The organism is Bradyrhizobium sp. (assembly GCF_004799405.1).
In the GTDB taxonomy this organism is placed as follows: Bacteria; Pseudomonadota; Alphaproteobacteria; order Rhizobiales; family Xanthobacteraceae; genus Bradyrhizobium.
Genome location: NZ_SSMW01000055.1, coordinates 15,856 through 31,979, shown reverse-complemented (window position 1 = coordinate 31,979; position 16,124 = coordinate 15,856). Strand labels below are relative to the sequence as shown.

Below are 16,124 nucleotides of genomic sequence, written 5' to 3'. Positions count from 1 at the left end.
CGATCGCCATAGCCGGAATAGCCACGCTGCCGAGCAGGCCGCAGTTAGGAAATTCGGAGTAGCCGATGATCCATGGCGGGCCCTGGTAGGCGACATAGAGCTTGACCGGCTCGATGCCGAAAATCGCCGCGCTGTGCATCGCGATCGGCAGCCAGAGGCTGCGTCCCCCGACGAGGTAGGCGAGCCCGAACAGGCAACTGACGATGAACAACCCCCAGGCCGGCTGCCAGATCGACCTGTCCGGGGCGGGTGTCTTGATGAAATGCATTGATGCGAAAATCGCCGAGGTCACCATGATCGCCAGCGCGGCGTATCCGCGTCCTTCCGGAAACGACCGTAGCAATTTTTCCAGCAGCACGCCTCGAAAAACGGCCTCCTCCAGCGTCGCCAGCGGCAACGGTCCGATGAAACGCCTCAACAGCTTGATCCGGCGCGTCGCCGCGTCATGTTTTGGCTGGATGCGCACCCAGCCAACCGTGATGCACAGCGCGTACATGAGCCATATCGGAAGCAGCATGATCCAGAACGCGACGATGATGTCGCGCCAGGGAACCGGGGTCGGAAACTCCTGATGAAACCATTCTCGCGGAGAAATGCCGAGCGCCAGCGGAGTGCCGAAAATGATGATGAACCAGCCAATGTGGATCATCACGCGGCTGGTCACCTTGACGCGCGGATCGCTCGTCTCGAAACGCAGGGGCCACGCCAGCGGCTCGCCGATTTGCCATAGCGCGATACTCTGGGCGGCCCACAGCAGACCGAGGCCGAACGCTGCGACCCCCAAGACAATAAGAAAGTTCAACTCATGTCTCCGTTCGGGGGGTCTTGCGCAGGAAATGCGTCCAGCGCTTGTCGAGCCAGAACAGCCAGATCTCCGGATTCGCGCGCAATTTATCTTCGAACCAGCGACACCAGTCCTGCGCACACGTGCGAATGGCGGTGTCGCGGTCGGTATGATCCGGCTGCGGCGCACGCTCGAACGAAAGCACCACGCTGGAATCGGATTGCCATACCGTGGAAAAACGAACCATGGGGCATTTGCCGTCACGGCAAAGGCGAAAGCGCCGCTCCTGAGTCTGGCGCGGCGTCCGAAAATCGAAACTTCAACACCTTCGTCCGGATCGGCCAGCAGATCCGGCGCGATCAGCAGTACTTTGCCGGCCTTGAAAACTTTCAAATAAGCGACGGCATCCCTGACTGTCGATGGCTGCGCCGGCCGCAGCAGGATTTCCACGTCCAGCGCGCTGTACCATCGGGCTTTCCGAGCGGCCCGCTCGGCCGTCGGCGCCTGCCGTACCAGCATGACGAAGGGATGTCTGCGGGCAACGACGGCCATCATGAGTTCATGGCCGATAAAATGCGGCACGCACAGCACGACGCCGCGTCCCTCCGCGACGGCCTCGTCGAGAACTTCGATGGATTGATCCAGCTTGACTTCGTTGACGACGGGTGTGTCCCAGAGACCGCGATGGAAAACCGCCAGTTGACTGGAATACAGCCATCCGACGCGACGGAAATAGCGGCGCGCGGCCCCCGCCGGGACGCTGTCGCCAAGCCCCAGGCGCATGTTTTCCTGAACCCGCCAACGGAGCGCCGGGATGGTCCCGGCCGCCGCGACCAGGCGGCTCATGCCTGAACGCTGCAGACCGACGGGCAGCGACGAAGTTAGCCGAATTATTCTGCGGATGAATTGCTGCGTGATCGCTCGGCGCAATTCTGCGAGGGACTTGGGCAACTTCTGGCTCTGGCGGGAGAGGTCGGCGCGACCCCGGGCGAAACTACAGCAAGGGGAATCCGATGTCCAACACCGGCTGAGCGATCGCCCTGGGCCTTGGCCAGCGCCGCGAAGCGCCAACGGTCTCTGGAGCGGTGCATCGGCAGCGTCCATGAGCTCAAAGCTGATCGCGCCGGCGTCTTCAGGCACCAGTTTCTTGAGGTCGGCTTTGACGGCTTCATGCGCCTGTTGGGCGGGGCGGGTCCGGCGGTAGGCGGCGGTGAACTCCGCCCAGCTGTTGGAGGCGCTCATATCGACCACCCGGACCGTCTCCAGCCGAGGGCGGGGTGGCTCGACCCCGAACAGCCGGGGGGCCGGCCAGCGACCGTCCGTTACATTGCTATCGGGATCAGCGCTGCCAAGCGCGTCCTGGTTTCGACAGGCTATTGGTCCCTCTTGGCTGGGACCTCTCACTGTGGGTCAAGGCTGAAACCCCATTCATGTCGCCTTGCGGCCTACGATCGCCGCGACCTTGTAATTGTGAGCGAGCCAATAAAGCTTATGCATCGAGCGCTTCCACGCTTTCCAACCGAAAAACGGCACGAAGAAGCGGAAGAAGTGCCGCGCGAACAGCGTCACCGGCCGGCGCCGCACATGCGACCAGTAGGTCTCGCCGATCAATTCGCGTTGCTCGAGGATTTGCGCCCAAGGGAACAGCGCTGCTAGCTCGGCCAGGCTCGGGCGGAACATGGTATCGATCGGGTCGTTGTGCTCGTGATAGCTCGACGGCACGGTGACGAAAAACAATCCGCGCTCCGGCAGCAGTTCGAGCAGACGGCGGCTGAGCTCATCGCGGTCGCGCACATGCTCGAACAGATGCGTGCAGACGACAGCGCGCGCATTGACCGCCTGGAGACGTGCGAAGTCGGCGTCGTCGAATATATCGCCGACGACATCGACGCCGTCGGCGGCTTTGCGGTCCGCATGCACGACGCGCACACCGCGTGCGGCAAGCGGGCCGAACACCAGCGTCTGGATGTGCGGCTGCGTGACCTCGCGGAAATGCTGCGTCGAAGCGCCGAGATTGATCAGCGGCGACAGCTCGTCGTTGCTGAGACGCGCCAGCACACCGGCCAACCACTCGGCATCGCATCGCATCATGGGAACCCCCCGTCGGCTAGTGGACCAAAATAGATTGCGGCGAAAGGAGCACGCTGTTTCACCTATCTAGCGCGTGACGACGGACGCCACCCTAAAAATGGACGGATCCACCTCAATCCACAAGCCATAGCGGCTTGCCGACCTAAGGCCGCCGGGCGCATCCTGTTGCCTATGGGCACCAAATCCCGAGAGTCGATCTACGGCGCGTCGATCAGGGCATCGGCGGAGCGTGCGGCGGAGGCCAGAAGGACCGCCGACCGGCTCGCCTGCGAGGCTTGGAACCAGCGCATGCTCGGCTATCGCGGGCCGGCGCAACCTTCCCCGGCGCTCGGCGATGCCCTCAACGCCGAATACCGCTATCTCGAAGTCCGGTGTCACGGTTGCGATACGCATCAGACCGTCGCGCTGGACATCGTCCGTCGTCCGAAGTCGACGCCGGTCCACGAACTGGAACGGTACATGCGCTGCAAGGACTGTTCGCAAGTCCGTGGCTATCCCTACAAACGCAGCCATCTCGTGGCGTTGCGGCCGACCAAGATTTCCGCCAACGATCCGCCTTCAACATGGTGGCTGGGGGATCGTTGAGCCCATGCCAGCGACACTCAAGGTAGATACGAACGGCCAGATCGGCGAGCGGAGCCGAGAAGCCGAAGAACTGCTCGGTTATTCGGCTTTAGAGGCAGTGGGGCAATCTATCGAAATCATCATCCCGCAACATCTCAGAGAACGCCACAGGGCGGGTTTTGCGAGATATGTGCAGACCGGGATTAGTACTCTGCCGGAAATCACGACCACAATCGCCGTTCATAAGACAGGCAGGCACTTGACGTTGCCGATTTCGGTGAACGCCATCTACGGAAAAGTCAATAAAGTTGCGGCAGTGGAAGCGACGTTTTATCCGTCTCACGACTTAGCCAAGTAAGTTGAGACTTTGACCGTGTGCAATCTCTATTCAATCACGACCAACCAGGCGGCCATCATCGCGCTGTTCCGCGTCATGAACCGCTACGTCGGCAACCTGCCACCGATGCCCAGCGTGTTCCCGGACTACCCAGCGCCCGTGGCGCGCAACACCGGCACCGGTCGGGAGCTGGTCACGATGCGCTGGGGCATGCCACCGCCTCCGAAGTTCGGCGGATCGCCGGTCACCAACATCGGAAACACATCGTCCCCGCATTGGCGTGACTGGCTGAAGCCGGAGAACCGGTGCCTGGTCCAGGTGAACAGCTTCGCCGAGTACGCGCCGGAGCCGAACCCCGAGACCAACAAGAAGGACGTGGTCTGGTTCGCACTCGATGATGGCCGGCCGCCGTTCGCCTTCGCCGGCATCTGGACTGAGTTCAGGGGTGACAGGGGTACCAAGTCGAAGCCGGTCCCCGACCCTCATCTCGTCTACGGCTTCTTGACGACCTCGCCGAACGCGGTGGTCGAGCCGATCCATCCCAAGGCCATGCCGGTGGTCCTAACGACGGATGAAGAGCGCGACGTCTGGCTTCGGACACCATGGGATGAGGCGAAGGCACTACAACGACCATTGCTGGACGACGCGATCAAGATCGTTGCTCGCGGTGCGGATAGACACACTTTACGTGCGGACGGAGGGATCAAACAGCACCTGCCAAGGACATCTCGCGCTATTGGTTCTATGGGGTGGCGCAGCGCAGCGCGAATAGATGCCAGTTACCTCGTTCAGGTTTGACAACCTCAAAATAAGCCTTTTAGCGCCACGCACTTACAGAGGTTTGACAGGTTAAGATGTTGAAATTACTCGCAAGGGACATCCCCTCCGCGAACGCCCGTATTCCTGCTCGCCAACGGCAAACTGCTGGGCTAGCTTGAGCGCGCCGGGCTTCCTTCGCGCGGATCGACATCTTGATCCTAGTTCTGCAAATCCCAATTCTGCGAATTTTTCGCCTGCCAGGGTAGTACAGCAGAAATTCGACATGACTGTGCAGACCGCCGCAATCGTCGATGTACGCCCGGCAGATCAGACATCAGCCATCGCGAGGTGGCTGCGCGGGATAGGCGTGCGCCAAGTGCGGCTGGTCTGCGGCCTCATCATGTTTTCCTACATCTTTTCGCATTTCTTCAATCATGCCCTGGGCAATTTCTCCTACGACACCATGGAGGCGTGGCTTCGTTTCCACGTCTGGTGGTGGCGAATCCCGGTGGTCAATTTTGCACTCTACGCCGCGGCAACGACCCACTTCCTGCTCGGCCTTTGGGCGCTCTATCAGCGCCGGCATTTTCGCTACACGGTGATCGAAATCACCCAACTGGTATTCGGGCTGAGCATTCCGCTGTTGATCGCAAGCCATTTCGGCATCGTGCGGCTTGGAGGCCTGCTGTTTGGACGCGACCCGCCGATCTATGCGCCGCCCCTGCTGGCCTATTGGGTCGCCCGCCCGTACATGGTCGGCGTGCAGTTCCTGCTCCTGACCATCGCCTGGACGCACGCCTGCATCGGGCTTTATTTCTGGCTGCGCCTGAAACCATTCTTCAAACGGGCCGCCCCGTTCCTGCTGGCAATAGCCGTGCTGCTGCCGCCGCTGGCCATGACCGGCGCCCATCGCGGCGCCCATGAGGTGACGGAGCGAGCCGCGCAGCCGCAATGGCGCGCCGAACATATCAAGACTACGCCGCTCGCCCAGCGCACGGTGATCGAGGAAATCACGCTATTTTACTTCCCGATTCTATACCTGTCGGCGATTGTACTGGTGTTTGTGGCGCGCGGCGTTCGCACCGTACTTGAGAGCCGGCGCGGATCGATCACGGTGTCATATCCGAGCCGGCGCGTGCGCGTGCCCAGGGGTCTGAGTATTCTCGAAACCAGCCTGCGGTTCAACGTGCCGCATGCCAGTGTTTGCGGAGGCCGGGCGCGATGCTCGACCTGCCGTGTTCGCGTCGTCAGCGATCGCGGCGCATTGCCGCGACCATCCGGCCGCGAGGCATTCGTGCTTGCGCGCGTTGGCGCCGGCGCCAACCCTTCGATCCGGCTCGCATGCCAGCTTCGGCCGCAGGCCGACATCTCGGTCATCCCGGTGCTGCCTGCCAATGTCGGCGCCGATTTTGTCCGCAACCGGAGCCGCGTCAATGTCGGTGAAGAGCGCTATGTCGTCAGCATGTTCGTCGATATGCGCGGGTCGACCAAGCTGGCCGAGTCGCGTTTGCCGTTCGACATCGTGTTCCTGATCAATCGCTTCCTGGAGGCCGCGTCGCAGGCGGTGATCGACGCCGGCGGCCAGCCCAATCAATTCGTGGGAGACGGCTTGCTGGCGTTGTTCGGCCTTGATGCCGATCCGGCGACCGCCTGCCGGCAGGCCATGCGCGCCGCGTCGATGGTTGCCGCAAACGTCGAATACATGAACCATGAATTCGTCACCGAATTGCAGGAGCCGATCCAGTTCGGCATCGGCATTCACGGCGGCGAAGTCATCATCGGCGACATCGGCTTTCGCGATCACACGGTGTTCACAGCGCTTGGCGACGCGGTCAACGTCGCGGCCCGTCTGCAGGACATGACGAAAACACTGAATTGCAGCGTCGTCCTCTCGGAGGATGTCTGCAAGAACGCAAGCGTCGCGCCTGACAGGCTCACGCTAACCGAAGTGTCGATCCGCGGCCGGGATCAGCCGATGACCGTCTGCACCGCGGTCGACGCCACCCTGCTGGCCAGCCTGCTCGACGAGCCGGGGGCATCGCCCGACACCAAACTGCCGGTCAGCGCGCACGATCTCTTGTAGCGGGGCGTTGCGGTTTTGCTCCGAGTCCACCAGCAAAAGAGCGATTGCCGGAACGGCGATCCGAATTGTTACTTGAGCTTTAGCCGATAGGTCTCGTGGCAATTGTTACAGCTGTCGTTGATCGACTTGTAGGCGACCTTCAGGGTATCGACATCCTTGATCTTGCCCTTGACGTCGGCGATCGCCTTGACGACTGCGGGTACCTTCGAGTCGAAGTCGGCCTTGTTCTGCCAGACCTTCTGCGATGAGCCGTAGTTCGAGTTCACCACGTCTTGCTTGGGATTGGTCGCGAACACGTTTGGAATCGTCGGCACGCTCGCTTCGAGTTCGGCAAGCGCGGTATCGACGGCCGCCTGATTGTAGGGAATTTCGCCCTTGGTCATCTTCAAGATTACGCTGTAGAGGCTCTTGGCCTGCCCTCTCATCAGATTATCCTGCTTGACCGCGATATCCTGTTGCGCCACGACCGCGCTGGCCCCGAGCAGCAACGTTCCCACAACCAAAACAGTTCGCATCATCGGCCCGATCTCCTGTTTTTATTCGTGCGTCCGACCCGCTGCCCCACGGGTTGCGGCTATTCTCATTGCAACACCCGCGGCGGCGTTTCATTCCCCCGCACGGCAAATGTCACAGGCTATGGCGGCGCTGGTGCTCGCGGATCGCGATCCAGACCCGTTCGGCGGTCGCGGGCATATCAATATGATCGATCTTGTATTCGCGCCATAGCCCGTCGATGATCGCGTTGACCACGGCCGGACAGGAGCCGATCGCCCCCGCCTCGCCCGCGCCCTTGACGCCCAGCGGATTGGTCTTGCAGGGAACGTTATGGGTTTCGAACACAAAGGGCGGACCGTCGGCCGCGCGCGGCAGCGCATAGTCCATGAAGGTTCCGGTGACCATCTGGCCGTCCTTCGGATCGTAGACCGCCTGCTCCATCAGGGCCTGGCCGATCCCCTGCATAGCGCCGCCATGAACTTGCCCCGCGAGCAGCAACGGATTGAGCGTCACCCCAAAGTCGTCGACGATGATGTAGTTGAGGATCTTGACGATGCCGGTGGCGGGATCGATTTCGACTTCGGCCAGGTGCGTGCCGTTGGGATAGGTGCCGTCGGCGGCGGTGAAGGTCGCACTCGCGTTCAGCTTCGAGGGATCGACGCCCGGCCGCCTCGCCAGATCGGCAAAGCTGATCGAGCGATCGGTGCCGGCGATCCGCACCGTACCGTCGCTGATCTCCAGATCGGCGGCGCTGGTTTCCAGCGCCTCGGCGGCGATCTCCCGCAAATTCGTGCCCAGTGCGCGGGTCGCACGCTGGACGCTGACGCCGCCGGTCGGAATTGAAGCCGAACCGCCGGTGCCCAAGCCGGTGGCGATCTGGTCGGTGTCGCCCTGGAAGATATGAACGCGCTCGGGCGCAAGCCCGAACTGTTCGGCGACGAGTTGCGCATAAGCGGTCTGGTGGCCCTGCCCGCTCGACTGGGTGCCGATCAGGATTGAAACGTCGCCATTGGGATCGAGCCGCACATTGGCGGTCTCCTCGCCCATGGTGCCGCAGATCTCGACATAGGTCGCAAGCCCGATGCCGCGCACCAGGCCCTGCTTCCTTGCCGCCTTGGCGCGTTTGGGGAATTCCTTCCAGTTGGCGATCTCCATCGCCCGCTTCATGTGGGCGCTGAAGTCGCCGGAATCGTAGACCTTGCCGGTCACGGTCTTGTAGGGCATCGCGCGCGGCGTAATGAAGTTCTTGCGCCGGATCGCATCCGGCGTCATCCCGAGCTTGCGCGCGGCGGCATCGACCAGCCGCTCGAGCACATAGGCCGCCTCCGGGCGTCCGGCGCCGCGATAGGCATCGACCGGCACGGTGTTGGTGAACACCGTGCGCACGCGGCAATGGAACGTCTGGATATCGTAGAGGCCGGGCAGCATGCCGGCGCCGCCGTGCGGAATATAAGGCCCGAAGGTCGAGAGATAAGCGCCCATGTCGCTGATCAGGTCGACGTCCATGGCGAGGAACTTGCCGTCTTCGGCGAGCGCCATTCGCGCCGTGGTGACGTTGTCACGCCCCTGCGCGTCGCCGATGAAGTGGTCGGAGCGGTCGGCGGTCCACTTGATGGTCTTGCGCAGTTTTCGCGCGGCGACCGCGATCAGCGCGTATTCGCGGTAGGGAAACAGCTTGGTGCCGAACCCGCCGCCGACATCGGGGCAGATCACCCGGATCTTTTCCAGCGGAATCTTCAGCACCATCCCGCCGATGACTTCACGCAGGCGATGACTGCCCTGGCTGCCGACCGTCAACGTCAGATGGTCGCGCCTGGTGTCGTATTCGCAGACCGCCGCGCGCGTTTCCATGAAGTTGGTGATGACGCGCGGATTGACCACCGAGATCTCGGCCACCGCATGGGCCTTGGCGAACGCCGCTTCGGTGGCTTTCTTGTCGCCGATCGGAACGTCGAACAGCAGGTTGCCGGGATGGCCGGGCCAGACCTGCGGCGCATCCTTCTTCACGGCATGGACGACGCCGATCGCCGCGGGCAGCGGCGTCCACACGACCTCGATCGCTTCGATCGCGTCGCGGGCCTGGTCGACCGTATCGGCGACCACGAAGGCGACGGCGTCGCCGACATGGCGCACCACGCCGTGGGCGAGGATCGCGTAAGGCGGGCCGGTGAACGGATCGACCTCGAAATTGAACAGGCACGGCAATCCGCCGAGATCCTTGACGTCGTCGGCGGTCAGGATCGCTCCGACGCCGGGCATGCCGCGGGCGCGGGCGACGTCGATGGTGAATTTCGCGTGCGCATGCGGCGAACGCAGCACTAGCGCATGCATCGCCGGTTGCGGCGCGTGATCGTCGGTATAGCGGCCCTTGCCGCGAATGAGCGCATCGTCTTCCTTGCGCAGGACGCTTTGACCGACGCCAAATTTGATGGGAGCCATCGTATCTCCGATTGCGGTTCGAATTTCGCGCTATATTGCAGTGGATCGCACACCGGCGCAAAGGGTTTAGCTGCGAACCAGCGACCTCAGCCAGCCCCTGCCGAATAGCAGCAGGATCGATCCGGCATAGACGATGGCCCCGACGACGACCAGTAAAGCCAGCGCGATTTCGTCGCGAAACCGGCTCAATTGCCCCAGGTGCGACGCGGCGAGCTGCGCGGTAAACCACAGCGCCGCCGCCAGTATCGCGCCGACGATGAGGAACTTCGCGAGCGACAGCCAAAACGCCCGATCGAGCTCCAGATATCCCGCCCGCGCCGCAAAGCCCAGCACCAGCAGCAGATTGATCCAGGCGCCGGCCGCGGTCGCCAGCGCCAGGCCGACCTGCGCGAGCGATCCCATCAGCAGGACTTTCAGCACGATGTTGACGGCGAGCCCGGTGAGCGACGCCTTCACCGGCGTCGCGGTGTCCTTGCGGGCATAAAAGGCGGCGACCGCGCTGCGGATCGTGACGTATGGAATGAGGCCGACCGCATAGGCGGCGAGCGTCACCGCGGCGTTCGCCGCGTTGGCATCGGTGAAGGCGCCGCGCACGAACGCAACCCGCATGATGACATCGGGCACGGTGACGAATGCAGCGACGAAAGGCACGGTCGCCAACAACGTGAATTCAAAAGCGCGGCGCTGCGACGCCGCCGCCCCTGCGTCGTCGCCCGCGATAATCCGCCGCGACATTTCCGGCAACAGCACGGTGCCGATGGCAATGCCGATGACGCCGATCGGCAATTGATAGATCCGCTCGGCGTAATACAGCGCCGACAGCGCGCCGGCGGCGAGAAAGGTCGCGATGATGGTATCGGCGAACATCGCGACCTGGGTGCCCATCGAGCCCAGCGTCGCTGGGCCGATCGCGCGGAAGAACGCGCGGACGTCTTCGTCGAGCCTTGGCGGCGCGAACCGCGGCAGGCCGCCATGGCGGGCGAGATCGGCCGCGAGCAGGAAATATTGCAGGAAACCGGAAATCAAGACGCCCCACGCCGCGGCATGGCCGACGGTCGGGAAAAACGCCGCCAGCGCCAATGTCGCCATCATCGAAATGTTGAGCAGGATCGAGGCCGCGGCGGCGCTGGCAAAACGGTGCATCACATTGAGCATGCCGCCATAAAGCGTCACCAGCGTGATCAACAGCAGGTAGGGAAAGGCGATCCGGGTCAGCTCGATGGCGAGGCGGCGCTGCTCGGGCTCGTCGGTGAAGCCCGGCGCAAGGATGCTGATCGCCTGCGGCATGAACAGCAACGCGGCCACCAGCAGCACGAGCTGCGAGATAAACAGCAGCGTGAAAATGCGGTTGGCGAACAACCGTGCCGAAGTCTCGCCGCCCTTGCCGTGGACGTGGGCATAGGCCGGGATAAAGGCGGTGTTGAAAGCGCCTTCGGCGAAAATCGCACGAAAATTGTTCGGCAGGCGCCACGCCACGAAAAACGCGTCGGCTACCGGTCCGGCGCCGAGAAGTGCTGCCAGCATGACATCGCGCGCGAAACCGGTGAGCCGCGATAGCAGCGTGTAGCCGCCGACGGTGAAAATACGACCGAGCATCCGCCGCTTCTACAGCATGCGATGGCGCGGCAAAACGGCGAAATCAGGCTGAAAGCACGCCGCGCACAGCCTTGATGACCCGATCCTGCGTCGCCTCGTCGAGATAGGCATGCATCGGCAGGCTGATGACATCCTCGGAGAGCTTCTCGCTCACCGGCAAGCCGCCATCGGCGACTGGGAAGTCCCGATAGGCGGTCTGCTGATGGATCGGTCTCGGATAATAGATCGCGGTCGGTATGCCCTGCGCCTTCAACGCCGCTGCAAAGCCGTCGCGATCTGTACCCCGCGGCAGCCGGATGGTGTATTGCGCCCAGATCGACGTACAGCCGCTGGCGACATGCGGCACGGTCACGACATTGCCGAGACCCCGCGCATAGCGATCTGCGACCGCGTTGCGCGCCGCGATCTCGTCCTCGAAGATCTTGAGTTTCTCGATCAGCACCGCGGCCTGGATGGTGTCGAGCCGTCCGGTTAGTCCGAGACGGACGTTGTCGTATTTGTCGGAACCCTGGCCGTGGACGCGGATGCTGCGCAGCGTCTCCGCCAGTTTGGCATCGTCCGTGAAAATCGCTCCGCCGTCGCCGAAACAACCCAAGGGCTTCGCCGGGAAAAAACTGGTCGCGGTGACGAGGCCGAAGGTGCCGAGACGGCGTCCCCTGTAACTTGCGCCGAATGCCTGCGCGGCATCGTCCAGAACGAACATCCCTTCGGTTTCCGCGACCGCGCCGATGGCGTCATGATCGGCGCTCTGCCCGAACAGATCGACCGGAATCACGGCCCTGGGCGTCAGGCCGTACTTCCTTGCAGTCGCGATGCCGCGCTTGAGCGAATTTACGTCCATGTTGAACGTCGCTTCGTCGACATCAACGAGTACCGGCGTCGCACCCGTCAGCGCCACCGCCTCGCCGGTCGCGCAAAACGTAAATGACGGGCACAGCACGGCATCGCCGCGGCCGACGCCCTTGGCCATCAGCACCATCAGCAGCGCGTCGGTGCCGCTCGCACAGGTCACGACATGCTTGGCTCCGCTGAAGTCGGCAAGCGCCGCCTCGAGCTGCGTTACTTCCGGGCCGTTGATAAACTGGCAATGGGCGAGCACGCGCGAAACCGCATCGTCGACGGACTTGCCAAGCCGGCGGCGCTGCGCGGCAAGATCGATAAAGGCGACGGGTTCAGGACGCGGATGCTGGTTCATGGAGCGTTGTGGAGCCTTCGTGGGATTGCGAAACCGGATATCAGCCGACAACGCGGCGCGGCCCCTTGCGGGCGGCGGCGGTCGCGGCGGGCTTGGCGGGAGTTTCCAGACAGCGGATCGCGATTTCAAGGCTGGCGACGCCTTCGTCGCCGGTCACCGCCGGCACGCCGCCGGAACTCACGGCCTTGAAGAACGCGATCAGTTCGGCGCGCAACGGCTCGTCATGGCCGACCGGAAGATGGCGCATCGAGTAGCTGCCGTCCGGCCTGAAGCCGAAGCATTCGGTGACCTGACGGGTGAGCAGGTCGCCCATCACGTACTTGTCGCGGGTGGCGACGGTGACGTTGCGCGCCTTGAACGGCGTCAGCCAGTTGGTGTTGATGTGCGCGAGCACGCCGGAGGCGGTGCGGAATTGCAGCAGCGCGATATCCTCGCGCTCGGCAACCGCACTGGAGAGTTGCGGCTGCACCTCCACAATATCCGACTCCGTGAACCAGCGGATCAGGTCGATGTCGTGCACGGCAAGGTCGATGACCACCCCGACGTTGGACATGCGCGGCGGAAACGGTCCCACCCGCGTGATCGCGATCGAAAGAATATCCTCGCCCGATATCGCCTGCTTGATGGCGGCGACGGCCGGATTGAACCGCTCGACATGCCCGACCATCAGGGTCACGCCGGCGCGTTGGGCTGCGGCGACAATGTCCCGTCCCTCCTCGACCGAGGACGCGATCGGCTTTTCGACCAGAACGTGAATACCGTGCGCGATACAGGCGAGCGCTATTTCATGATGAAGATGGGTCGGCGCCGCGATGGTCGCAGCGTCGATGCCTTCGGCGATCAACTCGTCCAGGGTTACGAAGGTACGGCAGCCCGTCAATTCCGTCGCCCGCGTCCGATGCGCCGGCAACGGATCGACCACCCCGACCAGCACCGTGTCGGGCAAGCCGACCAGCACACGGGCATGATTGCTGCCCATGACGCCGGCGCCGATGACGCCGACGCGAAGCGCGCGTTTGGTGTCCGGCTTGACGCCCGCTGCGGACCCTTTGGAACTCATATGATCGACCCCGGTCATCTCAATGCCACTGATATCCCCGGCGCTCTCCTAGCACGTCGCCACACATGTGGCGAATGCCCTCGAAACAACCGGAAACACGTTTTGAGTCAAAAAATTACATCATTTTTCGCCCGATTTGGCATCCGATATCGCCAACCCCGGGCTCCGATCGCTCAGGAACGCTGGTAGTCGTCCTCGATGCGGATGATATCGTCCTCGCCGAAATAACTGCCGGTCTGGACCTCGATCAGGTCCAGCACGATCTTGCCGGGATTTTCCAGCCGATGGACGGCGCCGATCGGGATGTAGATCGATTCGTTCTCATGCACGATCTTGACCAGTTCGTTGACGGTCACCCGCGCGGTGCCGCGCACCACGATCCAGTGTTCCGAGCGATGATGATGCTTTTGCAGCGATAGCCGGCCGCCGGCCTTCACCGTGATGCGCTTGACCTGGTGGCGGTCGCCATTGTCCACCGACTGATAGGCGCCCCAGGGCCGATGCACCTTCAGATGACCCTCGGTCACCTGCGGCGCCACGGCCTTTAACTTCGCAACCAGCCGCTTCAGGCCGTTGGCATCCTTCTGGCGCGATACCAGCACGGCGTCCTGCGTGGCCACCACGACGAGATCGTCGACACCTTCCAGCGCGACCAGCGCCTTGTCGCTCGAGACGTTGCAGTTGCGCGAATCCTCGAACACCACGGCACCCCGCGCGGCGTTGCCTTGCGCGTCCTTGTCCGACAATTCCCACACCGCAAGCCAGGAACCGACATCGGACCAGCCGCACGCCATCGGCACCACCGCGGCGAGCGAGGTCTTTTCCATCACCGCATAATCGATCGAGATGGCTTTGGCCGATCCGAATGCGGACGCATCGAGCGTGACGAATCCGAGATCGCGTCCGGCCCCGGTCACCGCATCGGTGACGGCCTGCACGCTTTGCGCATCGACCTTGCGGTATTCGTCGAGCAGAACGGAGGCGCGAAACATGAAGTTACCGCTGTTCCAGAGATATCCGGCCTTGATGTAATCCTCGGCCGTTGCCGGATCGGGCTTTTCGACGAATTTCGCCACCGAACGGACCTCGCCGGAAATAACGGCGCCGGGACTGATATAACCATACTCGGTGGCCGCACGCTCCGGCTTGACCCCGAAAGTCACGATGCGCCCCGCATCGGCCGCGGCCAGACCCTGGCGGCAGGCGGCAACAAATGCGCCGGTATCGCGGACCACGTGATCGGCGGCGAGCGCCAGAACCACCGCCTCGCTGCTGCGCATCTGCGCAAAGACGGCACCGGCGGCGATCGCCGGGCCGGAATCCCGCCGCATCGGCTCCAGCAGGACATCGGCCTCGAGCCCGATCTCGGCCAATTGCTCCAGCGCCATGAAGCGATACGCCGCGTTGGTGATGACGATCGGCCGCTCGAACAGCGCCGGATCCGATACCCGCGTCAGCGTATCCTGGAATGTCGAACGCACCCCGAACAACGGCAGAAACTGTTTCGGACGGACCTCGCGCGATTCCGGCCACAGCCGCGTTCCGGCGCCGCCGCACATGATCAGGGGAATGATGCGTCTGTCCATCCGCCGCCTCAAACTTTGTAATGGTCGCGATACCACGCGACAAAACCGGCAATGCCGTCCTCAATGGAGGTCTGCGGCCTGAAGCCGACGTCGCGCATCAGGTCGTCGACATCGGCGAAGGTTTCCGCGACATCGCCGGCCTGCATCGGCAACATCTCCTTTACCGCCGCGCGGCCCAACTCCTTCTCCAACAGCGCCACCACATGCATAAGCTGCTCCGGACGATGATTGCCGACATTGTAGATCCGCGCCGGCGCATTGCCCGCGCCTCCGTCGTCGGCAGGAACCCGCTCGATCAATCGCAATACTACACGGATAACGTCGTCGATATAAGTGAAGTCGCGGCGCATGTTGCCATTGTTAAAGAGCTTGATCGGCTTGCCCTCGATAATCGCCTTGGCGAACAGGAAAATCGCCATATCCGGCCGTCCCCACGGGCCGTAAATGGTGAAAAACCGCAAGCCCGTGACCGGCAAACGGTAGAGATGGCTGTAGGAATGAGCCATCAATTCATTGGCCTTTTTTGTCGCGGCGTAGAGGCTGACGGGCCAATCGGTCTTGTCGGCGACCGAGAACGGCAGCTTGGTGTTGGCGCCGTAGACCGACGATGACGAGGCATAGACCAGATGCCGGCATTCATTGCGCCGGCATCCCTCCAGGACATTGAAGAAGCCTTCGAGATTGGCATCGACATAGGCGTAGGGATGATCGATCGAATGACGCACGCCAGCCTGAGCCGCAAGGTGGATCACCGTCGCAAACCGGTGTTCGGCAAACAGCTCACGCGTTGACGGACGGTCGGCGAGATCGGCCTGAATGAAACCGAACCGCGAATCCTCGCGCAGGATATTCAGTCGCGCCCGCTTCAACGCCGGGTCATAATAATTGTTGAGACTGTCCAGTCCGGTGACATGGCGGCCTTCGGCCAGCAACTGGCGGGCGATATGAAAGCCGATAAAGCCCGCGGCACCCGTGACCAATATCGTCTGATCCGACATCATATCCCCAGATATCCGAGAGCGTCCGTTCCAGCTCCGCCGCTCCGCCCGAGCCTCTTTACCCGCCGTATCGAGGGTGTCGCAATACCCGTTTGTACAGCTATTGCCAGATTGGCTTGAAAACCATACCAAGGCGG

At 62.7% G+C, this 16,124-nt stretch carries 15 protein-coding genes and 1 pseudogene; 5 read left to right on the top strand and 11 right to left on the bottom strand.

The window, feature by feature from the left end; all coding sequences use genetic code 11:
- Positions 1-802, bottom strand: an 802-nt coding sequence (locus tag E7813_RS09190; RefSeq protein ID WP_291573026.1) for a JDVT-CTERM system glutamic-type intramembrane protease, incomplete at its 3' end; no start/stop codon positions are given.
- Position 803: 1 nt separating this feature from the next.
- Positions 804-1,031: a hypothetical protein gene (locus tag E7813_RS09185; protein WP_291573030.1), complete on the bottom strand. Its 228-nt coding sequence runs from the start codon at positions 1,029-1,031 to the stop codon at positions 804-806.
- 281 nt (positions 1,032-1,312) lie between these two features.
- Here E7813_RS09185 and E7813_RS09180 point away from each other — a divergent pair, with 281 nt between their 5' ends.
- The gene (locus E7813_RS09180) at positions 1,313-1,636 is read left to right on the top strand and encodes a hypothetical protein (protein ID WP_291573028.1); all 324 of its coding nucleotides are present in this window, start codon (positions 1,313-1,315) and stop codon (positions 1,634-1,636) included.
- Between the two features lie 225 nt (positions 1,637-1,861).
- Here the strand turns inward: E7813_RS09180 and E7813_RS09175 are convergent.
- A pseudogene (locus tag E7813_RS09175) lies at positions 1,862-2,089 on the bottom strand (endonuclease); the annotation flags it as partial.
- A 123-nt stretch (positions 2,090-2,212) separates the two neighbouring features.
- Positions 2,213-2,875, bottom strand: a complete 663-nt coding sequence (locus E7813_RS09170) for a hypothetical protein (protein WP_291573017.1) — start codon at positions 2,873-2,875, stop codon at positions 2,213-2,215.
- 171 nt (positions 2,876-3,046) lie between these two features.
- Here E7813_RS09170 and E7813_RS09165 point away from each other — a divergent pair, with 171 nt between their 5' ends.
- The 4 genes from E7813_RS09165 (at position 3,047) to E7813_RS09150 (ending at position 6,618) form a co-directional block, all read left to right on the top strand.
- Complete coding sequence (locus E7813_RS09165; RefSeq protein ID WP_291573015.1) at positions 3,047-3,460, top strand: hypothetical protein; 414 nt, start codon at positions 3,047-3,049, stop codon at positions 3,458-3,460.
- A 4-nt stretch (positions 3,461-3,464) separates the two neighbouring features.
- Entirely contained in the window at positions 3,465-3,797 is a 333-nt protein-coding gene (locus E7813_RS09160) for a PAS domain S-box protein (RefSeq protein ID WP_291573012.1), read from the top strand.
- Positions 3,798-3,812: 15 nt separating this feature from the next.
- The gene (locus E7813_RS09155; protein WP_291573023.1) at positions 3,813-4,574 is read left to right on the top strand and encodes an SOS response-associated peptidase; all 762 of its coding nucleotides are present in this window, start codon (positions 3,813-3,815) and stop codon (positions 4,572-4,574) included.
- 244 nt (positions 4,575-4,818) lie between these two features.
- On the top strand, positions 4,819-6,618 hold the full coding sequence (locus tag E7813_RS09150; protein WP_291573010.1) for an adenylate/guanylate cyclase domain-containing protein: 1,800 nt from the start codon (positions 4,819-4,821) through the stop codon (positions 6,616-6,618).
- Positions 6,619-6,686: 68 nt separating this feature from the next.
- Here E7813_RS09150 and E7813_RS09145 read toward each other — a convergent pair whose 3' ends face one another.
- From E7813_RS09145 to E7813_RS09115, 7 genes are all read right to left on the bottom strand, one after another.
- Entirely contained in the window at positions 6,687-7,136 is a 450-nt protein-coding gene (locus E7813_RS09145) for a cytochrome c (protein WP_291573007.1), read from the bottom strand.
- Between the two features lie 109 nt (positions 7,137-7,245).
- On the bottom strand, positions 7,246-9,552 hold the full coding sequence (locus E7813_RS09140) for a xanthine dehydrogenase family protein molybdopterin-binding subunit (RefSeq protein ID WP_291573005.1): 2,307 nt from the start codon (positions 9,550-9,552) through the stop codon (positions 7,246-7,248).
- Between the two features lie 66 nt (positions 9,553-9,618).
- Positions 9,619-11,148, bottom strand: a complete 1,530-nt coding sequence (murJ, locus tag E7813_RS09135; RefSeq protein WP_291573003.1) for a murein biosynthesis integral membrane protein MurJ — start codon at positions 11,146-11,148, stop codon at positions 9,619-9,621.
- A gap of 43 nt (positions 11,149-11,191) precedes the next feature.
- Entirely contained in the window at positions 11,192-12,343 is a 1,152-nt protein-coding gene (locus tag E7813_RS09130) for a DegT/DnrJ/EryC1/StrS family aminotransferase (RefSeq protein WP_291573002.1), read from the bottom strand.
- 40 nt (positions 12,344-12,383) lie between these two features.
- Complete coding sequence (locus tag E7813_RS09125; RefSeq protein WP_291573020.1) at positions 12,384-13,403, bottom strand: Gfo/Idh/MocA family oxidoreductase; 1,020 nt, start codon at positions 13,401-13,403, stop codon at positions 12,384-12,386.
- Between the two features lie 173 nt (positions 13,404-13,576).
- Positions 13,577-14,989 (bottom strand): mannose-1-phosphate guanylyltransferase/mannose-6-phosphate isomerase, encoded by a 1,413-nt coding sequence (locus E7813_RS09120; RefSeq protein ID WP_291573001.1) that lies wholly within the window; start codon positions 14,987-14,989, stop codon positions 13,577-13,579.
- Positions 14,990-14,997: 8 nt separating this feature from the next.
- Positions 14,998-15,987, bottom strand: coding sequence for an NAD-dependent epimerase (locus E7813_RS09115; RefSeq protein ID WP_291573000.1), 990 nt, complete (start codon positions 15,985-15,987; stop codon positions 14,998-15,000).
- Between the last annotated feature and the right edge of the window lie 137 nt (positions 15,988-16,124).

What these genes read in the sequence shown, in the direction of transcription:
- E7813_RS09185 (WP_291573030.1), bottom strand. Translation starts at nt 1,031, where the DNA reads ATGGTTCGTTTTTCCACGGTATGGCAATCCGATTCCAGCGTGGTGCTT.
- E7813_RS09180 (WP_291573028.1), top strand. Translation starts at nt 1,313, where the DNA reads ATGTCTGCGGGCAACGACGGCCATCATGAGTTCATGGCCGATAAAATG.
- E7813_RS09170 (WP_291573017.1), bottom strand. Translation starts at nt 2,875, where the DNA reads ATGATGCGATGCGATGCCGAGTGGTTGGCCGGTGTGCTGGCGCGTCTC.
- E7813_RS09165 (WP_291573015.1), top strand. Translation starts at nt 3,047, where the DNA reads ATGGGCACCAAATCCCGAGAGTCGATCTACGGCGCGTCGATCAGGGCA.
- E7813_RS09160 (WP_291573012.1), top strand. Translation starts at nt 3,465, where the DNA reads ATGCCAGCGACACTCAAGGTAGATACGAACGGCCAGATCGGCGAGCGG.
- E7813_RS09150 (WP_291573010.1), top strand. Translation starts at nt 4,819, where the DNA reads ATGACTGTGCAGACCGCCGCAATCGTCGATGTACGCCCGGCAGATCAG.
- E7813_RS09145 (WP_291573007.1), bottom strand. Translation starts at nt 7,136, where the DNA reads ATGATGCGAACTGTTTTGGTTGTGGGAACGTTGCTGCTCGGGGCCAGC.
- E7813_RS09140 (WP_291573005.1), bottom strand. Translation starts at nt 9,552, where the DNA reads ATGGCTCCCATCAAATTTGGCGTCGGTCAAAGCGTCCTGCGCAAGGAA.
- murJ (WP_291573003.1), bottom strand. Translation starts at nt 11,148, where the DNA reads ATGCTCGGTCGTATTTTCACCGTCGGCGGCTACACGCTGCTATCGCGG.
- E7813_RS09130 (WP_291573002.1), bottom strand. Translation starts at nt 12,343, where the DNA reads ATGAACCAGCATCCGCGTCCTGAACCCGTCGCCTTTATCGATCTTGCC.
- E7813_RS09125 (WP_291573020.1), bottom strand. Translation starts at nt 13,403, where the DNA reads ATGAGTTCCAAAGGGTCCGCAGCGGGCGTCAAGCCGGACACCAAACGC.
- E7813_RS09120 (WP_291573001.1), bottom strand. Translation starts at nt 14,989, where the DNA reads ATGGACAGACGCATCATTCCCCTGATCATGTGCGGCGGCGCCGGAACG.
- E7813_RS09115 (WP_291573000.1), bottom strand. Translation starts at nt 15,987, where the DNA reads ATGTCGGATCAGACGATATTGGTCACGGGTGCCGCGGGCTTTATCGGC.